This is a genomic window from Verrucomicrobiia bacterium (assembly GCA_036405135.1).
Taxonomy (GTDB): Bacteria; Verrucomicrobiota; Verrucomicrobiia; order Limisphaerales; family JAEYXS01; genus JAEYXS01.
This window is the reverse complement of record DASWYF010000036.1, coordinates 117,260-129,716: the sequence shown is the minus strand read 5'-3', so window position 1 is coordinate 129,716 and position 12,457 is coordinate 117,260. Positions and strand designations below refer to the sequence as shown.

9 protein-coding genes are annotated in these 12,457 nt (G+C 55.8%); 5 read left to right on the top strand and 4 right to left on the bottom strand.

The genetic code is table 11. The annotated features are described in order from the left end of the window. The first annotated feature begins 301 nt into the window (after positions 1–301). From dnaB to VGH19_17880, 5 genes are all read left to right on the top strand, one after another. Entirely contained in the window at positions 302–1,783 is a 1,482-nt protein-coding gene (dnaB, locus tag VGH19_17900) for a replicative DNA helicase (protein ID HEY1173247.1), read from the top strand. Between the two features lie 3 nt (positions 1,784–1,786). Beyond that, a complete protein-coding gene (gene bamA, locus VGH19_17895; protein ID HEY1173246.1) occupies positions 1,787–4,120 on the top strand; it encodes an outer membrane protein assembly factor BamA in 2,334 nt (777 codons plus the stop codon). 23 nt (positions 4,121–4,143) lie between these two features. Further along, positions 4,144–4,773 carry an OmpH family outer membrane protein gene (locus VGH19_17890; GenBank protein ID HEY1173245.1) on the top strand — a complete coding sequence of 210 codons (630 nt, stop codon included), beginning with the start codon at positions 4,144–4,146 and terminating at the stop codon, positions 4,771–4,773. Between the two features lie 179 nt (positions 4,774–4,952). Further along, the gene (gene clpB, locus VGH19_17885; protein HEY1173244.1) at positions 4,953–7,559 is read left to right on the top strand and encodes an ATP-dependent chaperone ClpB; all 2,607 of its coding nucleotides are present in this window, start codon (positions 4,953–4,955) and stop codon (positions 7,557–7,559) included. 93 nt (positions 7,560–7,652) lie between these two features. Then, positions 7,653–8,096, top strand: coding sequence for a pyridoxamine 5'-phosphate oxidase family protein (locus VGH19_17880; protein ID HEY1173243.1), 444 nt, complete (start codon positions 7,653–7,655; stop codon positions 8,094–8,096). Positions 8,097–8,412: 316 nt separating this feature from the next. On the opposite strand, the gene VGH19_17875 is transcribed toward VGH19_17880, so the two are convergent. The 4 genes from VGH19_17875 to VGH19_17860 form a co-directional block, all read right to left on the bottom strand. Continuing rightward, positions 8,413–9,156, bottom strand: a complete 744-nt coding sequence (locus VGH19_17875) for an NTP transferase domain-containing protein (GenBank protein ID HEY1173242.1) — start codon at positions 9,154–9,156, stop codon at positions 8,413–8,415. Between the two features lie 156 nt (positions 9,157–9,312). Continuing rightward, complete coding sequence (locus VGH19_17870) at positions 9,313–10,326, bottom strand: flippase-like domain-containing protein (protein HEY1173241.1); 1,014 nt, start codon at positions 10,324–10,326, stop codon at positions 9,313–9,315. Next, positions 10,323–11,432 (bottom strand): CDP-alcohol phosphatidyltransferase family protein, encoded by a 1,110-nt coding sequence (locus tag VGH19_17865; GenBank protein HEY1173240.1) that lies wholly within the window; start codon positions 11,430–11,432, stop codon positions 10,323–10,325. Before VGH19_17865 ends, VGH19_17870 begins: the two co-directional genes overlap by 4 nt. Then, on the bottom strand, positions 11,429–12,172 hold the full coding sequence (locus VGH19_17860; protein ID HEY1173239.1) for a 2OG-Fe(II) oxygenase: 744 nt from the start codon (positions 12,170–12,172) through the stop codon (positions 11,429–11,431). The genes VGH19_17865 and VGH19_17860 overlap by 4 nt, the downstream gene beginning before the upstream one ends. Between the last annotated feature and the right edge of the window lie 285 nt (positions 12,173–12,457).

The following is a 12,457-nucleotide window of genomic DNA, read 5'->3' as shown; positions in this document are numbered from 1 at the left end:
CGGGGGGCGGTTTCATTTGAGAGGCCGGCGGTGAAGGCCAAAGTCAGGGCAAAGCGGCAGCTTTGCCCCACCCTGATAAGGGGCTTCAGGCTGTTTTGGATGCTGTCTTCCTTGTATAACCACTTGTGGGTAATGCTCAGGCCTGAAGGCCACGGCTATGAATCTTTTGTGCCTACGGCACATTGCATTTAGCTCGAAAATGCTGTTAACAACTTGGGAAAAAGATGTGAACGAGCTGTTCGCATTTTGATTCAGAAATTTATCGCTTCTCACGCGCAGATTTGGCCTCATCTCCCTTCCTATGATTGACTCACTCGATGATGGTTCTTCTCTTCCCTCGCAAGAGACGGGTGACTTCAAGAAATCGCGACGGCGCAAGCAGGCAGCGATCGTTGATCTGAGCAAGCTAGACCGTCTGCCGCCGCATTCCATCGAAGCGGAACAGGGCGTGTTGGGCTGCATGCTTATCGCGCCGAATGACACCATCGGCACGTGTCTGGAAAAGCTCAAGAAGGGACCGGAATCTTTTTACGATCTGCGGCATCAGATGCTCTATGAGTTGCTGGTGACGACGTATGACAAGAAGGAGCCGATCGATCTCATCACCATCACGCAGACGTTGCGGGATAACAAGCAACTCGAAGCAGTCGGTGGTGTGGCGTATCTGTCCTCGTTGATGGATGCAGTGCCTTCCGCGGCGAATCTGCCTTACTACGCAGACATCGTTAAGGAGAAGCATCTGTTGCGGCGCGTCATCTCCACGTTCACGCAGACGGTCTCGAACGTGTATGAGTTCGAGGGGGAGATCGATAAGTTCCTGGATGAGGTCGAGCGTGAGGTGCTCAAGATCAACGAGGATCGTGCGGTCGCCGACCAGACGAGCATCAAGGATCTCGTTCACAAGGCGATCAATACGATCGAAGAATTCCATGCTCGGCAGGGCATGCTTACAGGCATTTCTACCGGGTTCGCGCAGTTGGACAAGATGACGACGGGAATGCACCCGGGGGAAATGGTGGTCATCGCCGCCCGTCCTTCTATGGGTAAAACCTCCTTGGCGATGAATATTGCTGAGAGCGTCGCACTGGACCAAAAACTCGGGGTGGGGGTGTTCAGCTTGGAAATGACCGCGGAATCTCTCGTTCTGCGTATGCTGTGCTCCCGGGCGCGGGTGAACCTGCGCAACTTGCGTGAGGGTTTCCTGGCGGAACGGGATTTTGCGCCCCTCACATCGGCAGCAGGACAGCTTGCGGGATCGAAGCTGGTGATTGATGATACGTCGGGTCTTTCCATCCTTCAATTGCGTGCGCGGGCACGCCGGATGCACCAGCAGCATGGCATCAAGCTCTTTGTCATTGACTACCTCCAGTTGCTAAATTCTACTTCGCGCCGGACCGACCAGAACCGGCAGCAGGAAATCGCTGAAATCTCCAGTGGTATCAAGGGTTTGGCGAAGGAGCTGGAAGTGCCGGTGATAGTGCTCGCCCAGCTCAATCGTGATCTGGAAAAAGACCGCAGCCGCAAGCCGCGTCTCTCTGACTTGCGTGAGTCAGGTTCCATTGAGCAGGATGCCGACTTGGTCTGTCTTTTATACGACCCGAACCGGGCGGAGGAAGAGGAAGCCGCCCAGTTGCGTGAGGAACAGTCGGAAGGCAAGCCGGTGAACCTGTTGATCGCCAAGCAGCGCAACGGGCCGACGGGCGATGTGCCGCTAGTATTTTTGAAAGGGTTTACGCGTTTTGAGAGCGCCGCCCGCATCAGTGATAACGACGTGCCGGAATAACACATGCGAATCAAATCTTTAATGCGCCGTTACAGCATCTTGCTGGCGCTGCTGGTCTATTGGGTGCCAAACGCTCCGGCGCAAACTGGTCCCATCGTCAAACAGATCGAGATACGTCACGCCGGTCCTCCGGCCGCCAGCGATGAACTCGTGAAATCCAACATCCGTGTGAAAGTGGGCGATCCGCTCATGCGCGCGGCAGTGGATGACGACGTGCGAAACCTTTACGCCACGGGATTCTTCTACAACATCCGTGTGGCCGAAGAGAACACCACGGACGGTCTGAAGCTGGTATATGTGGTGATGGGCAAGCTGACCGTGACGGACATCCGCTACGAGGGCAACCAGAAGATGAGCGTCAGCAAGCTCAAGCGCAAGACCACCTCCAAAGTGGGTGAGCCGCTGGATGAACAGAAGCTGTTCAAGGATGCCCAAGAGCTGAAGAAGCTCTATCAAAAAGCCGGTTACCAGAAATCAGAGGTCACCTATGAAGTGATCCCGAATGAAGCCACCGGCCGTGGCACGGTCACGTTCAAGATCGTGGAAGCACCGAAGATCCGCGTGGATGAAGTGACGTTCGCCGGAGCCGAGGCGTTCAAGCAGAAGAAACTTCGCAAGACCATCAAGACCCGCGAGCGCTGGTTCTTGTCCTGGTTGACGGGCAGCGGCACGTTGAAAGATGACGTCTTCGAAGAAGACAAGGAGAAACTTGGAGAGTTTTACCGTGAGAACGGTTACATCGACTTCCGCATCAATGATGTGAAGTTCGACCCCGTGAGCGATCGCAAGGTGGCGATCACTTTCGATGTGTTTGAAGGCCGTCTGTATAAGACCGGTTCGGTGCAGTTCAAGGGTAACAGCCTGTTCCCTACTGAGGACATCGAGAAACGCCTGAAGATGAAGACCGGCGAGAACTTTACGCCGGGCGGATTGACCAAGGACATCGAGGCCATCCGGGATTTTTACGGTGAGAAAGGCTTTATCGACACGGATGTCTTCGCCCGTAAGACGCCGAACATCGAGACGGGTAACATGGACATCGTCTATCAGATCGAGGAGAAGGACAAATCCTTCATCGAGAAGATCGAGATCAAGGGCAACGTCAAGACGAAGGACAAGGTCATCCGTCGTGAACTGGCTGTGGCACCGGGTGAAGTCTTTGACATGGTGGGTGTGAAGCTGAGCGAGAAGCGTCTCGAAGGCTTGGATTATTTCAGCAAGGTGGATGCCCGCCCTGAGCCCACCGATGTGCCGAACCGCAAGAACCTCGTGGTTGGTGTCGAGGAGAAGAACACGGGTAACTTCACCGTGGGTGCAGGTTTCAGCTCGGTGGATTCCGTGGTGGGTTTTGCTGAGGTGACACAGGGCAACTTCGACCTCTTCAATCCGCCTTACTTCACCGGTGGCGGCCAGAAGATGCGTATCCGTACCCAGATCGGTACTCAGCGTCAAGATTACCAGATATCCTTCGTGGAGCCGTGGTTCCTGGACCGCAAGCTCGCTTTGGGCGTGGATCTGTATCATCGCGACCTCGGTTTCTATAGCGATGTGTATGACCAAACGCAAACGGGCGCCAAGCTCAGTTTGACCCGTGCTTTGGGCAGCGATTTCTTGATCGGCAGCGTGAGCTATACGATCGAGAATGTCGGCATCGAGATCACGGATCGTGCGAATGCCTCTCCGGTAATCATCGCTGAAGAAGGCCACCGCATGGTATCGAAGGTCGGTGCATCGATCGCTTATGATACGCGTAACAGCACCTTCCTGCCGAATGCAGGCCAGCGGACCGAGTTGTTGACTGAACTGGCGGGTGGTCCGTTTGGCATGGATACGGACTACTATCGTTTCGAAATGAAATCGGCGTGGTATTTCAAGGGTTTCGGTGAAGGCCATGTGCTGGAACTGTCCGGTCGTGCTGGCGTCGTGGAGAACTACGGTGATTCACCGTCAGTGCCGCTGTTTGACCGCTGGTTCTTGGGCGGCATGTATTCCTTGCGCGGTTTCGATTATCGTGAAGTCGGTCCGAAAGATGTCTTGGGCGAGCCTTTGGGGGGCGAGACATACTGGTTCGGCTCTGCTGAGTATAGCATCCCGATCATCGACCGTCTGCGTATGGCGTTCTTCTATGACGCCGGCATGGTGTATGCGAGCGCGTTCAGCTTCTCGCACTCGACCTTTAACTCCGGTTTCTATAATGACAACGTGGGTATCGGCTTCCGCCTGAATCTGCCTATCGGGCCGTTGCGTCTGGACTACGGCATCCCGCTCACGTCTGATCCTCAGAATGACAGCTCCGGCAAGTTCCAGTTCGGTGTCGGTTATACCCGTGACTTCTAAGATTGTTGGTGGATAATAAACTCATGAAAAAGTTGTTTGCAGCATTGTTGGTGACCACAGCGTTGGTGGCCGTTTCTTCAACGACGGCGCTGGCCCAGACCCCGGTTAAAGTCGGAGCGATCGACCTTAAGAAAGTGTTCGATGGCTATTGGAAAACCAAACAGGCAGATGCCAACCTGAAGACCCAGGCAGGCGAACTGGACAAGCAGCGCAAGGGCATGCTCGATGCTTACGAGAAACTTAGCGGCGAATATAAGAAGGTGGAAGGCACTGTGAACGATCAGGCCGTCTCAGCGGATGAGCGCGAGAAGCGCAAGAAGACCGCAGAGGCGAAGTTGATGGAGATGCGTGAAGTGGAGCAGAGTGTGCAGCAGTTCGACCGCACCGCACGGACACAATTGATGGAAAAGCAGCGCCAGATGCGTGACAACATCCTGAAAGAGATCAAGGAAGCCGTCAATGCCAAGGCCAAGACTGCGGGATTTGACATGGTGGTGGACTCTGCTGCGGAAACGGCCAACGGCACGCCGATGGTGATGTTCTGGAATGGCACAGGTGACATCACGGATGCCATTTTGTCCCACTTGAACGCCAATGCCCCGGCGGAAACAATCGCTGTTCCAGCAGCAGCTCCTGCTGAAAAGAAGAAGTAAGTATTTATTTTTCAACAACTTGTGCAAACGCCGCCTGAAAAATCGGGCGGCGTTTTTTCTTTGGCGCGCTTTTTGCATGATAAGTCCTAGATAGATGAAAAGTGTGACAGGCGGGGGATGGGTGTTAGATTGCAGTGAGCCCACTGAATGCCATTTCACACGAAAGAAATTGAGGACGTATGCAAATGGATAAATTGACGATCAAGGCACAGGAAGCCTTGCAAGCCGCGCAGAAGATCGCGCATGAACGCTCGCACCAGGAGATCGATGGCGAGCATCTGCTGGCTGCTCTGATCGAGCAGCCCGATGGACTCATTCATCCGCTGATGCAGAAGCTGGGCGTGGCATTGCCGCAATTGGCGAGCGATATTGGCACTGAGTTGGGCCGCCGGGTAAAGGTTCAGGGGACAAGCTCCACCGATACTTTCTTGAGCCAAGACCTGAAGCGCGCACTGGATGCGGCCGAGAAACAGGCAAGCAAGCTCAAGGATGACTATATCAGTACCGAGCACCTGCTGCTCGGTTTGATGGAGTCGGCGAGTCTGGGGTTGAAGCGCATTTTCCAGAAGCATGCCCTAAAACCAGACGCGGTGTTAAAAGCGCTGGTGGAGTTGCGCGGCAATCAGCGGGTGACGGATCAGAACCCGGAGGACAAATTTCAAGCGTTGGAAAAGTATGGGCGCGATCTGACTGCGGCTGCGCGCGCGGGAAAGATTGATCCCGTGATCGGGCGTGATGATGAGATTCGGCGCGTGATGCAAGTGCTTACGCGACGCACGAAGAATAATCCAGTTCTTATCGGTGAGCCGGGTGTGGGCAAAACGGCGATCGTGGAAGGCTTGGCACGCCGTATCGTGAGTGGAGATGTGCCGGAATCGTTGAAGAACAAAAAACTCATCGCGATGGATTTGGGCGCGATGATCGCGGGTGCGAAGTATCGCGGTGAGTTTGAGGATCGTCTGAAAGCGTTCTTGAAGGAAGTCACGGCGAGCGAAGGACAGGTCATCTTGTTCATCGATGAATTGCACACGCTCGTCGGTGCAGGTGCGGCTGAAGGCGCGGCGGATGCGGCGAACATGTTGAAGCCACAACTGGCACGCGGGGAGTTGCGCTGCATCGGTGCTACGACGCTGGATGAATATCGCAAGCATATCGAGAAGGATGCAGCGCTGGAACGGCGCTTCCAACCGACGATGGTGGCGGAGCCAAGCGTGGAAGCGACCATTGCGATCTTGCGCGGATTGAAGGAACGCTATGAGGTTCATCATGGCATTCGTATCCAGGATGCCGCCTTGGTCGCGGCGGCGACGTTGTCACATCGCTACATCACAGATCGTTTCCTGCCGGACAAGGCAGTGGACCTGGTGGATGAATCTGCCTCGCGCCTGCGCATGGAACTGGATTCCATGCCCACGGAGATCGACCAGATCGACCGGCAGATCATGCAGTTGGAGATCGAACAGACGGCTTTGAAGAAGGAGAAAGACACTGCTTCGAAGGAGCGTTTGCAGAAGTTGGAGAAAGATTTGGCGAATCTCAAAGAGAATGCTTCACAGCTGAAAGCTCAGTGGCAGAACGAAAAGGCAGCGATCAACGCCGTGAGCATAGTGAACAGCCAGCTCGAAGAGGCGAAAGGTGAACTGGAGAAAGCACAACGACAAGGGAATCTGCAGCTGGCGGGTGAGTTGCAGTATGGGCGCATCCCAGAGTTGCAACGCAAACTCGCGGACACAGAGAAAGCAGTGCATGAGTCATCGAAAGGCAAGCGTTTGCTCAATGAAGAGGTGACGGATGAAGATGTCGCCCGCGTGGTGGCTGCCTGGACGGGCATCCCGGTCACGAAGATGCTGGAAGGTGAGAAACAGAAGCTCATCAAGATGGAGGAGCGGCTGGGTAAAAGGGTCATCGGCCAGCAGGAACCCATAGAGGCGGTCGCCAATGCGGTGCGGCGGGCGCGCAGTGGCTTGCAAGATCCGAACCGGCCCGTGGGCTCGTTCATTTTCCTCGGGCCGACAGGCGTGGGGAAAACGGAACTGGCCCGCGCGCTCGCGGAGTTTCTCTTCGATGATGAGAACGCGACGGTGCGCATCGACATGAGCGAGTACATGGAGAAGCACTCTGTGGCGCGGCTGATCGGTGCACCGCCAGGCTACGTCGGTTATGAAGAAGGCGGGCAGTTGAGCGAAGCGGTGCGGCGGCGTCCGTATTCCGTGGTGTTGTTCGATGAGATCGAGAAGGCCCATCACGATGTGTTCAACATCCTGTTGCAAGTGCTGGATGACGGACGTCTGACGGATGGGCAGGGGCGGACAGTAGATTTCCGCAATACCATCATCATCATGACGAGTAACATCGGTTCGCCACTCATCCAGGAATTCTTCAACGCTGGCAAATCGAGCGCGGCGGATCATGAGGAGCTGGAGCGTGTGGTGAAGATGGAACTGCGCGGTCACTTCCGGCCGGAGTTCCTGAACCGTGTGGATGACATCATCCTGTTCCACAGCTTGAAGGCGGACCAGATATTGGCCATCGTGGACATCCAACTGGAGCGTCTGCACAGGCGTTTGGCGCAACAACAGCTAACGTTGCAGGTGGAGAAGGCGGCGAAGGAATTACTGGGGCGTGAGGGATATGATCCGCAGTTCGGTGCACGGCCGTTGAAACGTACCATTCAGGACAAGTTGCTGAATCCGCTCTCCATCAAATTGCTCGACGGGGAATTCAAGCCGGGTGACCGGATCAAAGTTGGGGCGGACGGGGATGAGTTGGTGTTTGAACCGAAGTGATTCAGACTGCATGAGCGATGTTCTTCAATTTAGAGAGGGCAACGGCATCGTTTTCTCTTGCTTGAGATGTCATGCTGAGGATTGGCTATCCGAATGGCTCCACCTATCATCATCAAGCTGACACCTGCCGAGGTTTTGGAACGTGCAACCAAAGTGGTGAATGAAAGCCGCTTCCCGCACCTGGCATCAATGGATGGCGATCAGGCGCGGGTGAGACCGGTATCGCCCGTGCGCACGGATGGCCTCACGGTATATGTCGCGAACCTGAGAATGTATCACAAGACGGCTGAGATCGCGGCGAATCCCAAGGTGGAACTGTGCTATCTGGATGAGGGACACAACCAGGTGCGTCTCACGGGGGTGGCGGAGGTGCTGACGGACCGTGCTTTGTTACAGGAGATCTGGGACAGCAATCCGCTTATGCGGAAGTATCTCGGCTCAATCGATAATCCGGCACTTATCGTTTACCGCATTACGCCGAAGCAGGTGCGGTACATGCAGGAGTGGGCGCTGGAGTATTATGAGGTGGCGGTGTGATGGCAGTTAGTTCAACGTTTCTGCAACTCGCGTTAGCGAGGAAAGATTCATAGCAGCGGCTTTTAAGCCGCTGTTATGTTGATGAATGTTCACCGTCGCGTCGTGACGGAGGAGTTTCCGTGGAGGGTGAATCTTCCGTCACTGCGTGACGGGGAATAATGGGAAGCCCACGGCGGCTTGAAAGCCGCCGCTAAGAATCTTTCGTGCCTAATGGCACGGGGAATAGCGATAGGAGGGGGCTATACCGCTGCATTTTTGGAACCGGTTTGCGTAGGGACCGCAACTTACTGCCGGCAAGATGCCGGCAGCACGGGCTTTACGCCACCAACTTCGGCAAGATCGTGTCCCTCGCGTATTCCAAGTCTTGCGGGAAATCGACTTCGGTCCACGGGATGCCGGTGACATCGACGGCTCCGAACTGGCCCGCTTTCACGAGGACGCGCAGGACGTCATCGTAGGAATCAGCGCGACTGGGACCGGTCTCGCGGCCTTTGGTTTCGCGGATGAGCGCGGGGAGATCGGCGGCAGCGATCTTAAAGAAGCCGATGGATTCGCCGATGGTGTCGGCTTCACCGGTCCACTTTTTCACGAAATCAAACGGGCGACCTTTGCGCATGGGCACCAGCACCGGATCATCGTCGGCGGTGGAATAGTTGCGATCTACGAGCAGCGCGGTGCGTTCTGGTGAGTTCACGAGCGCTTGCAACATGCGGATGTCATAGAGCACATCGCCATCCATGATGAGTACGCGATCCTTCACGGCTTCGAGAGCGGGTAGGGAAGCGTGCATGCTGAGCGCGCTGCCTTCGAGGAAGGCGGCATTGTAATACTCGGTGATCTCCACACCGTATTTCTTTTGCAGAGCAGGGAACGAGGCTTGAAGCTGCTCGCGATTATGACCGGTCACGATGGTGAGTTGTGGCACGCCGAGTTGTGCGAGGTGCATGATGTGGCGTTCCAGCAGGCTCTTGCCGCCGAACTCCAACAGCACTTTATGACGGCCACCTGTAGCGGCTCCGAGACGGGCAGCACGACCGGCAACGTAGAGGATTGCGTTCATGGTATTACTTAGATCGAAGGGCAGGCTATTGGTTTTTGTGAGGTTCCTTTCCCCTCACCCCGGCCCTCTCCCTTGGGGAGAGGGGGAACATTTGCCGCTCAATTTGCATATGATGCGGTCTTGATTTGCGGGAGTGGAATCTCATGGATAAGCAAATCATGGGGTGGAAGTGGGGTCGGCTTCTGCTCGTTCTTTCAAGGCTTTGAGACTCGCTTCTTCCGTATAAAAGAGGAGCCAGCCGATGAGGACGAAGATGACTTCACGGGCGCGGCGGAGCAGGGCGTAGGCGATGCACAAGGTCTCCGGCAAGCCCGCCATCTTGCCGAGCATGATGATGCCGGACTCCTGCACGCCAATGGACCCCGGCACCCACATGCCGAGCATTTTCGCTACGCTGGTGAAGGCTTCCACAGCGATGGCTTGCGGAATGGTGATTGGCATGCCGAGCAGATGCGCGACGAGATAAATCTCCATCGTATCCATGAGCCAACCGCCGAGATAGGACGTGGTGGAAGCGTAGAAACGCGGGCGATGTTCGCGATAGAACGTGGTGATGGTGCCATCAACGGCTTGGATCTTCTCACGGTTCTTTTCGATGACGGCGAGTTTCAGACCCAAGGTGTTTGTGATGAGCAAGGCCGTGCTGAAGATGCCGCGCCGTTGAACCCAGAGCAGTCCGGCAACCACCAGCACACCACCGATAAGCACGACCATCATGCCGGCGCGTAAGCCCGGATTGTCACCGCCCACATACATGAAGGCGATGGCGGCGAGCGTGATGAAGAGGACTTGCGCGACGGTTTGTGCGGTTTTCGATACCACTGCGCTGGAGGTGGCGGCATTGCCCGTCACGCCATGTTTCTTGAGCAGATAAATCTTCAGAGCTTCACCACCGACATAGGCGGAGGGGACGATGTTGTTCATCGCTTCACCGGTCCAGCGCACGCGGAAGAGTGTCCAGAACGGCACCTTCAATTCTTTCGGAAAGGTGAAACGCCAGCCGTAGCAATCGAAAATATAGACGATGAAATACGGAACGAGCGCGATCGGAGCCAGCCAGCCGAGTGTCTTGAGTGAAGTCCAGACGGCGTTCAGATCCGTCTTGGAAAGATACCACCCGAGAAAGGCGAGGCCGAGGATCAGGGCCAGCGTTTTCCAGAGCGCTTTCATCGCGAAGCAGGCTGGAGCGGACGCGAAGGTTGCAGCGCGAGGGCGACTATCCAGAACACATGACTGCCGATGGCGGTCATCCACAGGAACCATTCCAGCCCTTGGAAACACGCGAGGATGAATACGAGCACGGAGAAATCACGGTTCGTGGCGGAGTCGATGAGCTTCTGGAGCATCTGATTGCGATCTTCCGGCGGATAACGCATGCCACGCACGATCACTACGAAGGACAGAATCGCCCCTAGCACCGCACTTAAACCGAGCCATGTCCCATAAGCCGTTTGCTCCGTGCGGATGAGGCCGATGGCGATGCACGCGAAGACCGAGATGTGCACCACCTGATCACCCGCGAGATCCAGCCACTTGCCGAGCGGTGATTCCTTGAAAACACTGCGCGCGATATCGCCATCCACACAATCGATGATGGCGGAGATCTGGAAGAGGATTGCGCCGATGATGATGGAGCGGCTGTCTCCCTGCGCGAAGAACAGAGCGGCGATCACACCGGTGAGGATCGATATGATCGAAACCATGTTCGGCGTGATGGGCGTGTGGATGAGCAGCTTCGAGAGCGGTCGGCCACACGGGCGATTGAAGAACTTATCCACCAAACCATCTGCGGAACTCGTCAGTGAGGCCCAGAGTGCTTTCTCGGCCACCTTTGCACTCGTATCATCCGTCACCGCATACGCCACACCTTGCGCGGTAATGCGCGTGAGCTTGTTCAACTCCTCAGGTAGCGATTGCCTGAGCGCGGGTAACAATCCAATCGGCAACGGCGTCCCGTCTTTCGTGAGGAGGTGTCCGCCTTCTTGGATGAGGCGTTTCACATCCGCGGTTTGCACATGGAGTGAGGTCGTGGCGACGAGCGAGGTTGTTCGCACCTCGGGGATTTCTTTTACCACCGTCACGGGAATATCCAACGCCTTCGCGCGTTTCAAAGCAGGCACTTCACCAGCGCACACAATGGTGATCGGTCCCGCACCCGCACGATGCGTGGCTACGACGAGGCGGTCCAGCAGCGTGAGGGCGGCGATTTTCAGCCCGGCCGTCTGCGGTTCGCAGATCAGCAGGGCCGGAAACTTGATGGGTGAGGGCGTGCTCAATTACGGGCGGTGTTACCCGCAGACTTCCCGGCGAAGACGCCCTTGAAGCCGAAGTAAGCGATCGCGTCCTTCATGTTCGAGACGAAGCGCATGAACGGATTCATGTCGCCATTCGTCACGTATTGCATGGAGATGATGTAGCGATGCTCGTTCGCCTTGATCGGCGTCACCGAGTGCCAGACTTTGTCACCGTTGAAGACTACGAGGGTGCCGGGCTTCACCTGCAACTCCAGCTTCTCGACTTCATGACCCTTGTTCCGCGTGTGCAAGTGGCAGAGCAGGCGGGAAGTGGACGTGTCTTGGAAACCTACGAGAATCGTCCAGCGACGGTCCTTGTAATACGACGTGTCGTAATGCCAGCCGATGTGATCGCCTTCCTCCGTGTAAGAGTAGAGCGCGCAACGATGCGGGTCAGATTCAGGACATTCCTTGATCTTCTCGTTGACGAGCTTTTGCAGGAACTCGATGAACTTCGGCTGATGATAGATCGCGGTCATCGCCGGAGCCTTCTCCGCCACCTGACCGTAGGAGACGCTGCCACCTTTTTTGTGCTTCGGGATGTAGTTACGATGGATCAGCGGTTTCAGCGGATCGAGCTGCGCATCCCAAAGCTGCATCGCCTCGGGCGGCAGGAAGTTTTCCACCACCACGAATTCGTCCTGGGCCAGATAGGCCTGACGCAGCTTGTTCATGTCCTGCTTCGCGCAGGCCTGATCGATCAAGGAACCGATGTCGTTCATCTTACGTAAAAGTCTGGACGGGGTTGCAACCGTCTCAATTAAGAGACGATGGATAGCAACGTCTCAAAACCGACGCAAGAAGGGAAACGCGGGCCCTTTTGGTGAGGGCGCATGTTGATGCTCCCAAGTTGGGTGTCGGTCTGGCTTTTTCTCGAACCTCTGCTACCTTCCTGCCGTAACCACTTGTAGTTTATCTATCGGCTATCCTGGCTCGGAAGATCGTCGTTTATCTCTTCGAATCTTGGCCAGCCGACGTCGTGCCGTCGCATCATTTGAAATGATGGG